17 protein-coding genes are annotated in these 16,449 nt (G+C 50.2%); 10 read left to right on the forward strand and 7 right to left on the reverse strand.

Features of this window, described 5'->3' with window-relative positions:
- Window positions 1-2 precede the first annotated feature (2 nt).
- The 7 genes from LCH85_06685 to LCH85_06715 all read left to right on the forward strand — a co-directional run bounded on the left by LCH85_06685 (window position 3) and on the right by LCH85_06715 (window position 3,305).
- Window positions 3-236, forward strand: coding sequence for a hypothetical protein (locus LCH85_06685; GenBank protein ID MCA0351665.1), 234 nt, complete (start codon window positions 3-5; stop codon window positions 234-236).
- Window positions 233-748, forward strand: coding sequence for a Dna2/Cas4 domain-containing protein (locus tag LCH85_06690; GenBank protein MCA0351666.1), 516 nt, complete (start codon window positions 233-235; stop codon window positions 746-748). The genes LCH85_06685 and LCH85_06690 overlap by 4 nt, the downstream gene beginning before the upstream one ends.
- 51 nt (window positions 749-799) lie before the next feature.
- A complete protein-coding gene (locus tag LCH85_06695; protein ID MCA0351667.1) occupies window positions 800-1,123 on the forward strand; it encodes a hypothetical protein in 324 nt (107 codons plus the stop codon).
- Window positions 1,120-1,617 (forward strand): 6-carboxytetrahydropterin synthase, encoded by a 498-nt coding sequence (locus LCH85_06700; GenBank protein MCA0351668.1) that lies wholly within the window; start codon window positions 1,120-1,122, stop codon window positions 1,615-1,617. The genes LCH85_06695 and LCH85_06700 overlap by 4 nt, the downstream gene beginning before the upstream one ends.
- A gap of 16 nt (window positions 1,618-1,633) precedes the next feature.
- Window positions 1,634-1,957, forward strand: a complete 324-nt coding sequence (locus LCH85_06705) for a hypothetical protein (GenBank protein MCA0351669.1) — start codon at window positions 1,634-1,636, stop codon at window positions 1,955-1,957.
- Entirely contained in the window at window positions 1,947-2,690 is a 744-nt protein-coding gene (locus tag LCH85_06710; protein MCA0351670.1) for a hypothetical protein, read from the forward strand. The genes LCH85_06705 and LCH85_06710 overlap by 11 nt, the downstream gene beginning before the upstream one ends.
- Before the next feature lie 222 nt (window positions 2,691-2,912).
- The gene (locus tag LCH85_06715) at window positions 2,913-3,305 is read left to right on the forward strand and encodes a response regulator (GenBank protein MCA0351671.1); all 393 of its coding nucleotides are present in this window, start codon (window positions 2,913-2,915) and stop codon (window positions 3,303-3,305) included.
- Here the strand turns inward: LCH85_06715 and LCH85_06720 are convergent.
- The 3 genes from LCH85_06720 to LCH85_06730 are packed head-to-tail and all read right to left on the reverse strand — an operon-like array spanning window position 3,302 to window position 6,002.
- Window positions 3,302-4,147: a metal ABC transporter permease gene (locus LCH85_06720; GenBank protein ID MCA0351672.1), complete on the reverse strand. Its 846-nt coding sequence runs from the start codon at window positions 4,145-4,147 to the stop codon at window positions 3,302-3,304. The two genes, LCH85_06715 and LCH85_06720, sit on opposite strands and share 4 nt — an antisense overlap.
- Window positions 4,116-4,982: a metal ABC transporter ATP-binding protein gene (locus tag LCH85_06725; GenBank protein MCA0351673.1), complete on the reverse strand. Its 867-nt coding sequence runs from the start codon at window positions 4,980-4,982 to the stop codon at window positions 4,116-4,118. The genes LCH85_06720 and LCH85_06725 overlap by 32 nt, the downstream gene beginning before the upstream one ends.
- A gap of 12 nt (window positions 4,983-4,994) precedes the next feature.
- Entirely contained in the window at window positions 4,995-6,002 is a 1,008-nt protein-coding gene (locus LCH85_06730; protein ID MCA0351674.1) for a metal ABC transporter substrate-binding protein, read from the reverse strand.
- A 158-nt stretch (window positions 6,003-6,160) separates the two neighbouring features.
- On the opposite strand from LCH85_06730, the gene LCH85_06735 reads away from it, so the two are divergent.
- Entirely contained in the window at window positions 6,161-7,345 is a 1,185-nt protein-coding gene (locus LCH85_06735) for a phosphopentomutase (protein MCA0351675.1), read from the forward strand.
- A 219-nt stretch (window positions 7,346-7,564) separates the two neighbouring features.
- Entirely contained in the window at window positions 7,565-11,047 is a 3,483-nt protein-coding gene (locus LCH85_06740; GenBank protein MCA0351676.1) for a S8 family serine peptidase, read from the forward strand.
- A gap of 130 nt (window positions 11,048-11,177) precedes the next feature.
- Here the strand turns inward: LCH85_06740 and thrS are convergent, their stop codons facing one another.
- The 3 genes from thrS to LCH85_06755 form a co-directional block, all read right to left on the reverse strand.
- Complete coding sequence (gene thrS / locus LCH85_06745) at window positions 11,178-12,992, reverse strand: threonine--tRNA ligase (GenBank protein ID MCA0351677.1); 1,815 nt, start codon at window positions 12,990-12,992, stop codon at window positions 11,178-11,180.
- A 104-nt stretch (window positions 12,993-13,096) separates the two neighbouring features.
- Window positions 13,097-13,321 (reverse strand): hypothetical protein, encoded by a 225-nt coding sequence (locus LCH85_06750; protein ID MCA0351678.1) that lies wholly within the window; start codon window positions 13,319-13,321, stop codon window positions 13,097-13,099.
- A 175-nt stretch (window positions 13,322-13,496) separates the two neighbouring features.
- Window positions 13,497-14,102, reverse strand: a complete 606-nt coding sequence (locus tag LCH85_06755) for a hypothetical protein (GenBank protein MCA0351679.1) — start codon at window positions 14,100-14,102, stop codon at window positions 13,497-13,499.
- Between the two features lie 566 nt (window positions 14,103-14,668).
- Between LCH85_06755 and LCH85_06760 the strand changes: the two genes are divergently transcribed.
- Complete coding sequence (locus LCH85_06760) at window positions 14,669-15,442, forward strand: DNA alkylation repair protein (GenBank protein MCA0351680.1); 774 nt, start codon at window positions 14,669-14,671, stop codon at window positions 15,440-15,442.
- 46 nt (window positions 15,443-15,488) lie between these two features.
- Here the strand turns inward: LCH85_06760 and LCH85_06765 are convergent, their stop codons facing one another.
- On the reverse strand, window positions 15,489-16,295 hold the full coding sequence (locus LCH85_06765) for a hypothetical protein (protein MCA0351681.1): 807 nt from the start codon (window positions 16,293-16,295) through the stop codon (window positions 15,489-15,491).
- Window positions 16,296-16,449: the final 154 nt, after the last annotated feature.

The raw sequence follows: 16,449 nt of genomic DNA on the forward strand, positions 1-16,449 counted from the left end.
GTATGGCCGAGCGTAAGCCAATTATCCGCGCCAGTGAACTGGGCGAATATGATTTTTGTGCCCGAGCTTGGTGGCTACGCCGTGAGTGTGGCTGGGAAGGGCGTTTTCCTGAACGTTTAGCCCAAGGCGAAGCGGCCCATCAACGCCATGGCCAAGATTTGCAGCAAAGCCAGTGGTTACGCACCGTAGCCATTGGCTTGTTGCTGCTAGCCGCCTTGGCTTTGGTGTTGGCATGATTTGGCTAGCCCTTGGCTTGGGCTTGCTGGCGCTTTGGCTCTGGCGACGGAGCAACCAACTGCGAACGAGTACGGGCCTGCCTTGGCGCACAGTGGTTTATCACGATACTGCCCATCGTGAATTAACCAAAGCCTTATTTTCAGCCCGTTATCAATTAACAGGCAAGCCCGATTATGTCTTGGCCGATGGCAAGGCTTTGATTCCGGTTGAGGTCAAGCCGCAGCGCCAAGCAACTAGCCCACGCCAAGGCGATATTTTGCAATTGGCAGCCTATTGTTTGTTGCTGGAAGAAGCGACTGGCATTGCTCCACGTTATGGTTTGTTGCGCTACGCTCAGCATACCTTCCAAGTCGATTGGACGGATCAACTGTATCAGGCCTTGCTGGAAGCGCTCGACGCGATGCGCGACGACCTTGAGTTAAATGATGTTGAACGTTCGCATGAACAACCATGGCGTTGTCGCGCCTGTGGATTTGGCGACCGCTGCACAGATGCGCTAGAATATGACTAGCACATCCCAAGCTTTTGATAATGACGTTGCTAGCAAGCGTTGTGACAAACTATGAAATTTAAAATTCGCCAACATCCACGCATGAAAGATATTTGTGTCGGTGATGAGGTCGTGTGGAATCCCCAATTGCTCTACGCCAATGTCGAGGAAATTTTTCCGGCAGCGGTCTGTGTTAAGCTGGCGATTTTGCAGACTGAACCAATACCCAAATTGGAGCTACGCTCACAGCTTTGGCGGGCTGACGATATTGAAAATCTCAGTGTTTGTCGCTGCTGTGGCTCGCGTGAAAATCTGGTTACGCCCTGTCATACAGGCGTGCCTTTTCGGTTGTGCCAACATTGTTACACCTGCCACATTGAGGAGTCTCTGGCATGAGCCAACGTATTTACCGCTTGCAAGTAACTAAGGATCAGCTTGGTTTTGCGGCGGCGCATTTTATTACCATGCGCGGCAAATGTGAGCGGCTGCATGGCCATAATTATCGCGTAACGGTCGAAGTAGAAGGCTTTTTATGCGAAGATCAATATGTGGTAGATTTTGGGGTGTTGAAAAAACACGCCGCTGAGATTGCCCGCACACTTGATCATCGGGTCTTGTTGGCCGCCGAGAATCCTAAAATCGATTATAGCCAAAACGAGCAGCATTTAACAGTACGCTACGAAGATAAATATTATGTCTTCCCAATCGCCGAAGTGATTATGCTGCCAATTCAAAATACCACGGCTGAATTGTTGGCAACCTATTTTTGTGCCGAATTGTGCGAACGCCTGCGCCAAGATGGCGTTGATACGCTCAAAATGGTCGGGGTTTGGGTTTCCGAAGGCCCAGGCCAGCAAGCCTTCGCCAGCCGCGAATGGGTGCAAAGCTAATGCTGAGGAATACGCTATGGATGGAATGAGCGCTTTGGTCGTGATTATCGGGGCAGTTGGGTTAATTACCCTCTTGATCATGCGCACCAAAACCTATCGCGAACGCTTGCGCTTTCAGGCGCGGGCGATGGATCGCCATATGCGAACCACCAATATTCGCGATGATGTGCGCCAAGACATTTTGGATCTGTTGATTCGTGGCGATCGTTTGGCTGCCATCCAATATGCCCATGAACAAACCCACCTCGATTTGTTAGAAGCGCGAACCTTAGTTGATGATATTGAAAAAGCGCTGAAAAAACACGACCAAACCCAAGGAGCCAGCAGCGATGGCCATTGATCTTGCCCCACACAACCCCTATGGTCTAACCGTGCGCAGCGCCGTGCTTGGGCGCTGTGGCGGTTTTGGGGCGGGCACTGATCGCTTGGCGAATCTCAGCAATCTTGGAGCTATCATCACCGATCCGTTGGGCACACGTGATCAAGCTATTCAATTAATTCCAACGACAGGCGGGTTGTTGTATCGCTCATCAACCCGTACCTGGCGACGCGCCCAACGTGACGCAGCCCATTGGCAAACCCTCGATCTGCCAGTGTTGCTCTGCCTACAACCGCGGAGCATGCAAGATCTCCAAGAATTATTGCGTAATTTGCATGAGGGTGAATGGGCGGCGGTAGTGCTTGATCTTGAGCAAAGCAGCGAATTAAACCATATGGCGCGTTGGTGCGATTTGGTGCGCAATCAATGGGAAGCTCCACTGTTAATTCAAGTTGCCACCGATCAAATTAGCCAACTCAATGCTATTCCTCAGGCAGTTGATAGTTTGTTGCTTGGTTCGGGGCCACGAGCAAAACATGAGTCGCACTATGGGCGCTTGGTTGGCCCAGCCATTGAGCCACTACTAGGCTGGGGGCTTGAGCGTTTGCGCGAACTCACTGAAAAACCACTGATTTGCAGTGCACCCAGCCTCGCCAGTATCACCGCATTGCCTGAAATTGGGGCACAAGCAATTGTATTAGATAGCCTGTTGTGGACAACTACCCCACAACATATCCCGCAAATTAACCTCTAATCCTCACAATTCGCATAGCTCAAGTGATTAACCATCGCAAGACCTAGGCCAATTGTCCCCCCTACTACTATTACTTTGCCTACACCAAAAACAACACTATTGCCCCTCATTTCAGCCTATGGCTTAGGGGTAGACTATCTGTATTGAAGTTGGGCTAGCTGAAAAGCACTCGGCAAAGGTTACTTTTAGGAGTGGAAGCAACCTTGGCAAAGGAAGAATTGTATGGCAAACATTTTAGCAATCGATGACAGTGGCTTGATGCAGGCATTTTGGGTGCGAATTTTGTCGCGTTCGCAGCATAATGTGATTACCGTGAGCAGCGGCGACGAGATGCGCAGCGTTTTAGCAACCATGAATCCTCAATTAATCTTCTTGGATCTCTCGTTTCCTGGCGAGAATGGTTTTGAGCTGTTGCAGCACATTCGCAACTATCAGCATTGCCTTGAAATTCCGGTGATCGCGGTTAGTGGTTATGCTGGCGAAGATACGCGGCAGGCGTGTCGTGAAGCAGGCTTTACCGATTTTTTGGCAAAGCCATTTTCTTTAGCCGAATTGCGGGGCATGCTCGCGCGTTACCTCGAACATGCCACCAATCCACGGGCTTTGGCTCGCTAAACGTGGGTGTGAATCATGCGATTGCGCAGTTGTTTGCGCAATGCTGCAATACCCAAGGCCAGCACAAAGCAACTGGTTTGGGTCAAAACAATCGTCGCACCTGAGGCCAAATCGAAAAAATAGCTCAAATACATGCCGATGCACCCAGTTAAGCCGCCAATCAACGTCGATAGCCCAAGCATCCGATGAAAACTATCGGTCAGCAAACGGGCAGTAATTGGTGGAATAACCAAGGCAGCAGCGATTAATGTCACGCCTAAAATTTTCATTGAAACGATTAATGTGGCGGCGAGCATCAATGAAAACAGCGTATCCAGCCAGTTGGTGCGCACTCCATAAACTTGAGCTACATCATTATTAAAGGTCATAAACAGCAATTGCTTATAACTGAAGAACACCACCAGCCCAACCATCAGCCAAACACCGCCGATCGCCCAAAGATCGTCGCTGGTTACACCGAGAATATTGCCAAATAATGCGGCATCAAACGAGCGGGTGAAATTGCGGTAGCGACTAATGAGGGCGACTCCAACCGCAAAACTCGCGGTGGTAATCACCCCAATCGCCGCATCAGCATTGATTTTGGTGCGCCGAGCAGTTTGGTTGATTAACACGGCAGCAGCAAAGCCCCATAAGCCTGCGCCCAGATAGAAATTCCAGGCGAGTACAAACGAAACGACTGCGCCGCCAAAAATTGCGTGCGATAATCCATGGCCGATATAGCTCATGCCACGCAACACAATATACACGCCCAATAAGCCACACAAACTGCCAATCAATAAGGCAGCCAAGATGCCATAGCGAAAAAAGCTAAAGCTCAGCGGTTCTAAAAGCTGGTTCAATCGGGTTCTCCATGGCTGGGTTCAGCACTTCGCCAATTACTGGGTTGGGAATTAAATCGCGATAGCTATGGCCATGCGGGCGTTGTTGAATTAAGAGCATGCCTTCATGGTGCACTACCACCATCTCGCTATGGTAGGTTTGCTCCAAAACGATCGGGTTAAAGACTGTTTCCGGCGTGCCTTGGGCAATAATCGTTTGGTTCAGGCAAATAATCCAAGGCACATGATTGGCTGCTGAATTCAAATCGTGAGTTGTCATCAAAATCGTCATGCCTTGCTGATTCAAATCGGCCAGCAAATGCAAAATTGTTTCAGCTACCCGTGGATCAATCCCAGTTGTCGGCTCATCGAGCACCAACATGGCAGGTTTGGCAACCAAAGCCCGTGCCAAAAAGACCCGCTGTTGCTGGCCACCCGAAAGATTGCGAATATGCTGCTGGGCCAAATGTTCAATTTCAAGCTGAGCCAGCACGGCCTGCACTGCTTGACGTTCATGGTTGCGTAACCATGGCCATGGATTGCCCTGACGCACTAAACCCATGGCCACAACCTGCTCAACCGTCACCGGAAAATTCCAATCGACAGTTTCAAGTTGTGGCACATAGGCAATCGTTGGAATTTGGTTATCAACTGGATGCTTGCCATGGGTCAGAATCTGGCCATGGCTGGGAGCGTGCAAGCCCAAAATCAAGCGTAACAGACTGGTTTTGCCAGCACCGCTTGGCCCGACCAGCGCCGCAAACTGGCCATGGTGCAGATGAATATTAATGTTATCAAGCACCAAACGGTCGGCATAGCGCAACCCAACATCGCGCAACTCAATAATTGGCTGCATCCAAGCTACTCCCTATTGTTGTTGAACGACGCTGCTATCGCTGCCAGGAATATTGCTGGTATCGAAATTGGCAATCAAGCTGGGGTCACCACCCAAATTTTCGGCCATAATCCGCAAATCTTCGGTCAGCAAGCCCAAATATGAGTGATTAGCAGCCCCAACCTCGCCTGGTAGATCATCATCGCGCAGGCTATCAATATATTTTACGCCAGTTTCGCGGCCAATTTGCTCTAACACTGGCGATGGAAAGACTTCCGAACCGAAAATTGCTGGCACCTTTTGCTCACGAATCTGCGTGATCAAATCGGCAACATCTTTAGCCGATGGCTCGGCAAAGTCGGCAGGCTGAATCGCCCCAATCACGGTCATGCCATAGTGCGGGGCGAAATAAGCCCAAGAATCGTGGTAGGTCAGCAATTTGCGATTTTCAGCCGGAATACTCTCGATCGTTTTTTTGACCGCAAGATCAAACGCTTCAATGCGGGTTTTGAAGCTGGCATAATTGGCGTTGTAATACTCGGCATTGCTGGGGTCGCGGCGCACCAAGGCATCACGCACAATTTCGGCGTAGCGCAAGCCATGCAGCGGGTGCGTCCAGAGGTGTGGGTTGGGGCTACCAGCCTCTTTAGGAAATGAGAAATCATAAACATATTGCTCAGGTGTGATTGTTTGCTCGCCGAGCAAGATAATTTCGGCACTTGGTTGTTTGTTGGCTTCGGCCAATTTGTGGGTTGGCTCCTCTAAATTAAGGCCATTGATAAAAATTAGGTCGGCCTCGGCCAAGGTTTTGGCATCTGAAGGCACTGGCTCGAAGGTGTGTGAATTCACGCCCTCAGGCACAATTCCGGTTAAGCTAATTTTATCGCCAGCAATGTTGTAGATAATATTGGTAATTGGCGAAACCGTACTGACGACGTTAAGTTTGGCGGTTTGGCCTTGGGTGGTTGGGGCGGTTTGTTCAGCACCACAACTTGCCAAGATAAACAGCGAAAGAAAGCTAATAATCCACCAGCGCCGCATAGCGTTATCCATCCTCGACTACATGAATCCAACGAGTATTCTACCATCGATCGTTTGGGCTAGGCTATCTCGGATATACTACTATTCTCTGCCAAAGCGCTGCTTCTGAGCGAGCGCTGAAGGTTGTATGATCAGTACGTTTTACAAGGAGTATTAGGATGGATATTAAACGGGTAACGGTAATTGTTTTAGATGGTGTGGGAATTGGCGAAGCACCTGATGCCGCTGAATATGGCGATGTAGGCAGCCACTCGTTGGCCAACACAGCCACAGCTATCAATGGGCTTGATCTACCCAATATGGCAGCGCTAGGGCTTGGCTGTATTAGTGAAATGCAGGGTGTCGCCTGCCCTGAATCTTTTAGTGGCAGCTATGGCAAAATGCAACCGCTATCGAAAGGCAAAGATACGGTTTCAGGCCACTGGGAGATGATGGGAATCGTCTTGCCAACGCCATTTCCGGTGTATCCCGATGGCTTTCCAGCCGAGGTGATCGAGCCATTTAAGCAAAAAATTGGCCGTGGCGTGCTAGGCAACAAATCAGCCTCAGGCACTGATATTCTTGAAGAATTAGGCATGGAACACATTCGCACGGGTAATCCAATTGTCTATACCTCAGCTGATAGTGTTTTTCAAATTGCGGCCCATGAAGACGTGATTACTCCCAAAGAGTTGTATGCAATGTGCGAAATCGCGCGTGAGATCTTGGTTGGCGAGCATGCAGTTGGGCGGGTGATTGCGCGGCCATTTATTGGCGATAGCCCCGAAACCTTTAAGCGCACCATTCGCCGCCACGATTATGCCCTGACTCCAGAAACCCCCACCATTTTAGATAAAGTGGTGGCGGCGGGCAAACAAGTTTATTCGGTCGGCAAAATCGACGATATTTTTGGCAATCGCGGCATCAGCGTTTCCAACCATACCGTTGATAATGCGGCCAGTTTAGAGGCAGTGCTTGAATTTCTAGAGGTCGATTTTGAAGGGCTGTTGTTTGCCAACTTCATCGAGTTTGATATGATCTATGGGCATCGCAATGATCCGGTTGGTTATGCCAACGCCTTGAAGGCGGTTGATCAGCGTTTGCCTGAGTTGCAAGCCAAATTGCGGGCTGGCGATCTGGTAGTAATTACCGCCGATCATGGCGTTGACCCAACCACCCCTGGCTCGAACCACAGCCGCGAATATGTTCCGCTATTGGTTTTTGGCCCCGAAGTTCCTAGCGGAGTCAATTTGGGCACTCGTCAGACCTTGAGCGACCTAGCGGCGACGATTGCCGAGATTTTTGGGCTAGAGCAACCACTGTATGGCACAAGTTTCCTAAGCGAACTACAAACAAAAGCTTAATCAGTGTAGGGCTTGCCAATATCCTAGCTAGCCAAATAACGCCAACGCACTCTGCGCGAAGTTTGGCGGCTAGGCACTATTTGCATAAGTGTAGAGTTCAGTGCATAATGCTAGCCATCTGCATTTTAGCGCCGCCTACCTCAATGAACCAACCACAAGCAATTCCACTAACACCCACAATCATTTGGTAGGGTTTGGCATAGCGCTCAAGGAGGACTGGTGAATCGTTTCCTACCACGTTGGGCTGTGTTATTGAGCTTACTCACCTTGGTGATTAGCTTATTCGCGCAGCCATTAGCCACGACAGCTCAAAAAGCTCCACTAACAACTGATTATGCCCCTGCGACCAGCGACAGTGTTGCCCCAACCGCAACGCCTTCGCATCGCTTGATTATCGAGTTGCAATCGCCAGCCTTGGCTGCATGGAGCAAAAGCACCAATAAAGCTCGCAACGCCAACCAACGTTTGGATCTGAAGGCAGCTGATGCCCAAACCTACCTGGCCCAACTCGAAGCTGAACAAAACCGCTTCGTGACTGATATGCGCCAAGCCTTGCCTGGAGCCAGCGTCGAAAGCTTTGTCAATGAATTTGGCGACCTCGACGAACTGCGCTATAGCGTGGTGTTTAACGGCATGACCGTCAATGTTGGCAACACCAAACGTGATGACGCTCGCAAAATTCTGGAAGCCTTGCCCAATGTCAAGGGGGTTTACCTCGACTTAGCGCAACACGCTGATTTGCATGTGAGCAACACCTTAATTGGTTCGCCAGCCTTGTGGGATAGCGCGGGAATTGGTGGCCGCCAAAATGCAGGAGCAGGCATCAAAATTGCCTCGATGGACGGTGGCGTGCACAAAGATGGAGCCATGTTTAGTGGCGCAGGCTACAGCTACCCTGCTGGCTATCCGGCAAATGGGTTGGGCTTGACCCAAAACAATAACGGCAAAATTATTGCTTCACGCACCTACTTCCGCACGTGGGATGGCCCCGCTGATGGCGACCAAAACCCATGGCCAGGCACGAATGGCACACCGCACGGGGTTCACACCGCTGGGATTGCCGCTGGCGATGTCGTAACCGCAACCTTTAGTGGCCTAGACTTGCCATTCACTAGCGGGGTTGCGCCTAAAGCATGGGTTATGAGCTATCGTGTGTTCTATGCCAGCGTCAATGGCATTGGCTCATTCTACAATGCTGAAGGGATTGCTGCGCTCGAAGATATCGTAGCTGACGAAGCTGATGTCGTTAATAATTCATGGGGCGGTGGCCCTGGCAGCATTGGCGGCGAATTCGATGCCCTTGATACGGCCTTGATTAACGCCTCAAATGCTGGGATTTTTGTTTCAATGTCGGCAGGCAATGCTGGCCCCAACAAAGGCACCAGTGATCATCCTTCTGATGAATATATTGTGGTAGCAGCCAGCACGACCCAAGCAACCTTTGCTGCTGGCCAGTTGAATGTAACCCAACCTACCCCAATTTCGCCAACCCTGCAAACAATTCCAATTGCTGCTGCTAGCTTTGGCGGGCCAATTAATGCCCTTGTCAGCAACAATTACCTACCTGCAAGCGTTATCTCGCCAACCAATGCGCTTGGCTGTAGCCCATTCGGTCCAACCAGCTTTACCGGCAAGATTGCCTTGATTCAACGTGGTACGTGTGAATTCGGGGTTAAGGCGTTGAATGCTCAAAATGCTGGTGCAAGCTTTGTCATTATTTACAACAATGCCGCCAATGGCAACACCTTGATCAACATGGGTGCTGGTGCAGTTGGTGCGCAAGTCACCATTCCAGCAATTATGATTGGCTTTAACCAAGGGACTGGTTTGGTCAATTGGTATGCTCAACATGGCGCTGCTTCAGTTGCCGAAATCAACCCATCGACCTATCTTGCCCCAAGCACTGCTGACGTAATTGCAGGCTTTAGCAGCCGCGGCCCAGGCGTTGGCGATGTGTTGAAGCCTGACGTTACCGCACCAGGGGTTAATATTCTTTCGCATGGCTATACGCCTGGGGCAAGCGGCGAAGCCCGCCACCTTGGCTATGGCACGGCATCGGGTACGTCGATGGCTGCGCCACACGTTGCTGGTGCGGCAGCCCTGTTGCGCCAAGCTCACCCAAGCTGGACCAACGACCAAATCAAATCGGCTTTGATGAGCACCTCGAAGTATATTGGGGTAACGGTTGCTGATGGTTCGCCAGCCCAACCCTTGGATATGGGCGCTGGTCGGATCGATTTGAGCAAAGCTAGTGATCCAGGTGTTTTCTTAAGCCCACCAAGTTTGAGCTTTGGCCAAGTATTGACTGGCACCACCAAGTCGATTCAGGTAACTGTCAGCAACGCCACCAGTGTTGCCGAAACCTACAACCTGAGCACTCAATACACTGGTGGCGGGTTTAGCAATATCACCGCAATGGCAGGGGTAACCCTTTCAACCAATTCGATCACCGTTCCAGCCAATGGTAGTACCCAATTTACCGTCACCTTCAACAGTCTGGCCGGGCGGGGCTATGGTGATAATCAAGGCTTTATTGTGCTTGATGGCACAACCCACGATGCACACATGCCTGCTTGGGCACGCGTAACCAAGCCTGTTTCAAACATCGATGTATTGGTGATTGATAACGATGGTAGCTCATCACTTGGTGGTGCCTACATCGATGTTACCCGCTACTACACCGAAACGCTTGAAGCAATGGATTTGAGCTATCAGGTCTTAGATGTTGATGATTTAGCTGGCAGCGTAACCACCTTCTTGCCACCAGCCGAACAACTCTATCCATACAAGGCAATTATCTACTTCACTGGCAACTACAACCGCCGCAATGGTGAGCTTTCAGTTGCCACGCCATTAACCGCCTTGGACATGGATCGTTTGACCGAGTATGCCAACAATGGTGGGACGATCATCGCCATGGGGCAGAATTTGGCCCATGTGCTCAACTCAACCAGCTCCAACACAGAATCATTCTTCTATAGTAGCGTGTTGAGTGGCGAATATGTTCGAGCTAATATCAACTCATCGAATGCGATGACCGTTACCTCGCTCATCACTGCCACAGCCCAAGCGCCTCAAGTGTTCCAAACCATGGAGATTGATATTGATGCCAGCGAAACCGCTGGTGGTGGTGCTCGTAACCAAACCAGCGTTGATGCACTTGAATCGCTGTATGGCACCGACTTCGATCCCAACCGCGATCCATTAATTCGCTCGTTGTTCTCAATCGAAGGCGAAGAAGACGTGGCCGCTGGACGGCTGCATCGCGCCCAACCAAGCTTAGAAAGCCCTGGCATCAGCTATTTGGGCCGCACGATCTACACGACCTTCGGCTTGGAAGGGGTCAACAACTTGGGCGATACAACCACGCGTCAACAGTTGATTCAAACCTTCTTCCGCGTCCTTTGGGACGACCCAACCAGCGACATTATTGTGATGCCTCGTGCTTCACAAGTTTGGTTTGATGTCGATCTGAACTCAGAATACGAAGCAGTACCAGTCGAATATCGCTGGGACTTCGGCGATGGTTCGGCCTTTGTCACTGCACCAGCAGGCACTCCGGTTGCTCATACCTATGCAACCCCTGGCCAAGTGCATACCGTCCGCGTGGAAGTAACCGACAGCTATGGTAACAAGTCGATTGCAACCCGCCAAGTAACCGCTCCATGGGGTGTCTACTTACCAATGGTTACCAAAAACTAACCATTGATCGTTGGTTGATCCCTCTGCGACAGGCGTTTGGTACTGCACCAAACGCCTGTCGCTTTTTTAGTGCATTAAATAAAAAAGCCCACGATCAATGGCTGAGCACTGATCGCAGGGCTTCGCTTAATTATTGGTAATTGGCTACTTCGTCCCTAATCCGCGCGATGAACTCATCGACGCTGATTGAGCCGAGGTCGCCGCCAGAGCGTTGGCGCACTGCCACAGCGCCGGCTTCCTCTTCTTTGTCGCCCACCACCAACATATACGGAATCTTCAGCTTTTGGGCATCGCGAATCTTGGCGTTCATCCGGTTGTTGCTGGCATCAACTTCAACTCGCAAGCCTTGAGCATTCAATTTGGCCGCCACCGACTCGGCATACGCCACATGACGATCGGTAATTGGCACTAACGTTACTTGAACTGGTGCCAACCAGACCGGAAACGCCCCTGCATATTGTTCGATCAACGTGCCTACGAAGCGCTCGATTGAGCCAAATGGCGCACGGTGAATCATAATTGGCCGATGCTTTTGGCCATCTTCGCCCGTGTACTCAATTTCAAAACGCTCAGGCAAGTTGTAATCGACCTGCACCGTACCAAGCTGCCACTGGCGACCAAGCACGTCGCGGAAAATGAAGTCGAGTTTTGGCCCGTAGAATGCTGCCTCGCCTTCGACCACAACATAATTGAGGCCTTTCTTTTCGGCAGCATTGATGATCGCATTTTGGGCTTTTTCCCAGACCTCATCCGAACCGATGTACTTGGGATTGCCCACCTCGCGTAAGCCGACCCGCGCTTGGAAATCTTTCAAGCCCATCGTGCCAAAGACGAAGAGAATCAAGTCAACAACTTTCAAAAATTCTGCTTCGAGCTGATCGGGCGTGACGAACAGATGCGAATCATCGACCGTGAACGAGCGTACCCGCAGCAAACCCGTTAATTCGCCACTATGTTCGTAGCGATACACCGTACCAAATTCGGCCAAGCGCAGGGGCAAATCACGATACGAGCGCGGTTCGCTAGCATAAATTTCAATATGATGTGGGCAGTTCATCGGCTTGAGCAGATAAATTTCGCCCTCTGGGTTTTCCGTGTCATCATTTTCGATTTCGCGCATCGGCGGGAAAATGCCATCGCGATAGGTATACCAGTGACCGCTCGTTTTGTAGAGATCTATCTTGCCCATATGCGGCGTGACGACTGGCAAGTAGCCGCGTTCAATTTGCGCTTGGCGCAAAAATCGCTCCAAAACGTCGCGCAGAATTGCGCCTTTGGGCAACCACAACGCCAAGCCCGCCCCAACTTTTTGCGAGAAGGTGAACAAGCCTAATTCGCGGCCAAGCTTGCGGTGATCACGCTTTTTGGCTTCTTCTTGCTGCCACAAGTAATGATCAAGCTCTTCTTTCGATGGCCAGACCGTCCCATAAATCCGTTGCAACATTGGGCGTTTTTCATCGCCACGCCAGTATGCACCCGAAACACGCAGCAACTTAAAGCCATTCGGCGGAATATCGCCCAAACTTTCGACGTGTGGGCCTTTGCACAAATCTTCAAACGAATCATGTTTGTAGGTTGAGATGATCGTATCGCTGGCAGCGGCTTTCTCGCCATATTCATCCTCGCCCTTCGCCAAACCAGCGATCAACTCAAGTTTGTAGGGCTGATTCTTAAACAATTCGCGGGCTTCATCTGCTGAAACTTCGCGATAAGCAAAGCGATGTTTGGCCTTGATAATTTTGCGCATTTTGGCCTCGATATCTTTGAGATCATCGGGCGTTAATGGCCGTGGCAAATCAAAATCGTAGTAAAAACCATTTTCAACTGGCGGGCCAATCGCAATCTTGCCATCGGGGAAAATTTCGAGCACAGCTTGGGCCAACACGTGCGCCGTTGAGTGACGCAAGCGATACAGTGGATCATTATCTGGATTGACTGGTGGCATAAGAAAACTCCTCAATACAGGGATGAAGGATGAAGGATGAGGGATGAAATAGTCAGGTCTTAGCAAACTTCATAATTCATAATTCATCCTTCATCCTTTAAAAGTTACCAACATGGCATGAGATGGCGTGGGGCTTCAGGTTGGTGGGCCAAATCGCGCTGATAGACCAATTTGAGCATGGCGGCGCGATACTCAGCACTTTCGATCAGTTGCCAACCTTCGGCGAGTAATTGCGACTCCATCGCGGCGCGGTCGGGCCATTCGCGAGCCTCGGCAGCACAGGGAGCATCGCCCTGAACTGGGGCATAGGCAATTAAATATTCCAACATTGTTCTGCTCCTTTAAGTGATTAATTGGGTCAGTATCACTTTCGTCCAGAACGATCACCCCCTTCTGAAATTATGAATTATGAAGGACGAAGGATGAAGCATCCAATCATTGATAGATTCAAGAATCGATGGAGATCAAACATTTTCATCCCTCATCCCTCATAATTCATCCTTGTTATTGGGCTTCGACGGTGGCGGTGAGCACGCCTTCGCCGACTTCGATTGCGGTAATCCGTTGGCCATTGGTAGTTAATTGGCTGTTGAGCTTGGTTTCAAGCGTTTGCGCCAATTGCTCAGCATCAAGGAAAAAGCCGAGAGCGCCATCAATTTGCGCATCAACCACATCAATTCGGCCATCGGCGGTTACCTGAACCCCAGCACTGGCGCTACCAGTCATACCATAGGCGCCAACGGTCGCGCCCAAACGACCTGGCGTAAAACGCACCGTCGCACTATCCAAGGGGCTAATTTCATTGGGATTAGCCTGAATATACTGGTTGATTTCAGTATCGGTCACTTGAACTACGCCTTGAAAACCAGCAGGAATTTCGCTATTTGGGCCGCCAAGTTGCTCATCAAGCTTGCGATCAATTTGCTGTTCGAGTTGACCGCCCAAGGTATTGCCTGCTTGTTCGCTGAGCATTGGCCGCAAATAGAAATAGACTCCCAACAGGCCACCCAAGGCCAAAAATACAAATACTGTCAGGGTGGTCAAACAACCAAACAGACAACCGCGGCGGCGTGGTGGCGGTGGTGGTGCATAGCCATAGCCGTAACCCATACAAAACCTCCTGTGGTGCTGTTAAACAAAAAAGCCCCGTCCATCACACATAGGACGAAGGCAAACATAAACCTCGTGGTTCCACCTAATTTCCAAATTAGCAAGCACTAATTTGCTTAAGTTGTCCGTTAGCGGGGACAAAGCGCATCGGTCTACTAGCCATATGGCGTTGGGCGATGAACTCAGAGGGGGTATTGTTTGCATCCGTGCCAGCAACGCTCCCAATCTATGGCGCTGCTTCCCTGATGGTGTGATTCAAACAACATGGCCTCATCACAGTTGGGCTATTGAATTGTGCTAGATGCTACCATACCTTGGCTTGCTTCGTCAATCCGCCGTTTGAATGAGGTTTAATGCTGAGCGATTCTTGGCTGTATTACACAATTGTAAGCCGTATTTAACGCAGAGACGCAGAGAACGGATGGCTATAGGTTTTGGGCTATCGGAAGATCTAATCCACTAAACAGTGATCATTGGAAACAACCAAACTAATAAAGATTTGCCGATTAGTGTTAGCTCAAGTATCATACAAACGAACATTTGAGCGATTATTCAAAGGATTCACAATGGCTGAATCACGCAAGGGCGCAACCAAACTGGCCAATATTCCGCCTGACATTTTACAGCAACTCAATACTGGCCAACTCGCTACTGCTAATTTAATGGAAGGTTTGGCGATTGATTTTCAACAATTAGTGCAACATTGTTTTGCCGAATTGCCTGCCACTGCTTTGGCGAGCTATGAGCCAACCGCAGGAGTCGTCAAACGTATGCAAACAATGGGGCAGATGCTCAATCAACATTTAGGTTTTGGCGCGTTCAGTCGCGTAGCAACTCATCACGCTGATACGGTACGTGGTTGGGCCGCCTTTATGTTGGCCGATCAGGCTGATTTGAGCATTGTTGAGCGATTAACGTTGGTGCAATCCTTGGCTGATGATGCTCATTTTGGCGTGCGCGAATGGGCTTGGCTAGCATTGCGACCACAACTTGCCGCCGATTTAGCCACGAGCCTGAGTGAATTACAGGCTTGGGTTAGGCATAGTTCGGAGAATATTCGGCGGTTTGCAATTGAGTCGTTGCGTCCACGCGGCGTTTGGTGCAGCCATATCAATCAATTAAAACAAAACCCAAGCTTGGCGCTTGAGCTTTTAACTCCAGTGCGCTCCGATTCCAGCCGCTATGTCCAGCTTTCAGTCGCCAATTGGCTCAACGATGCCAGCAAAACCCAGCCAAGTTGGGTTGAGCAATTAACCGCGCAATGGCTGGCTGAATCGCCAAGCGCTGAAACCCGCTGGATCGTGAACCATGCTACTCGGAGTTTACGTAAAACTAAATAAGCGCAGCACCAATGATCGATGCTGCGCAAGGCTCAATTAGGTTATTTTAGGGTAGGGATTTTGCCGTTGGCACTGAAGTATTGGTTGGTCGCGGCCTGGGAGTTGCGCTCGGCACAACTGGCATAGGCTCCTCGGTTGGGGTGAGGGTTGGCGTAATTGGATATACGGTAGGCATCGGCGTTGGGCTTGAGCCAGGCACTGTCGATTGACGAACCTCTTTGCCCAATAAGCCAAGCAACACTTTATATTGATCAACATTATTAGGATGCCACTCGAAACGAGCACGTTCAAACCATTGGGTAACGACCGTATCGCCGTTAGCGTTAGTTTCAACTTGGGCTTCGGTCAATGGCAAGCCAAATAACTGCAACGAGCGTTCGTAGGCACTCAACCCGTTGATCTTGAGGCCATGGCTTTGCCAATAGTTTTTAAAGCCTAAACCTTGGCTTTGATCGCAAACATTATGTCCAGTTTCTTTAAACCAAAGACAACCATCTTTGGCTTCGACCGCTGGCCCGATGTCACGCCCAAGTTGAGCTAAACGATCTTTCCCCAACAGCCCTAGGAGAATTTCGTAGGGTGTACCTGCATTTTCGGGGTGAACTTCAAAGCGATTGCGTTCAAGCCATTGGGTCGAGTAAATATTGCCAGTATCGCTGTTACGCTCATCAGCAGCGGCAGCAAGCGGATAACCAAAGACTGCCAAGCCACCATTATCATCCCAATAATCGCTAAACGGTTCTTCTAGACAAAAGCCTGTTTCTTTGAAACAAAGATTGTGGGCAAAACTTGCTTGCGGCCAAGCGGCAAGTGTAATGATGCCAATAGCCAATAATCCAACCAGACGACGCATTTTTTCCTCCAAACAGCAAACGAATCGGTAGATAGACCGATCTCACGTTGAGCAATTTCGGTTAAGCTATGCTGTAGCTCGGATGTTTGTATGACATGGGATCAATGGTGGCGAGATTGACTGCCAAGCGCCATCGTGTGCTAAATGTGGGAGT

The sequence above is a fragment of the Chloroflexota bacterium genome (genome assembly GCA_020161265.1).
Taxonomy (GTDB): Bacteria; Chloroflexota; Chloroflexia; order Chloroflexales; family Herpetosiphonaceae; genus Herpetosiphon.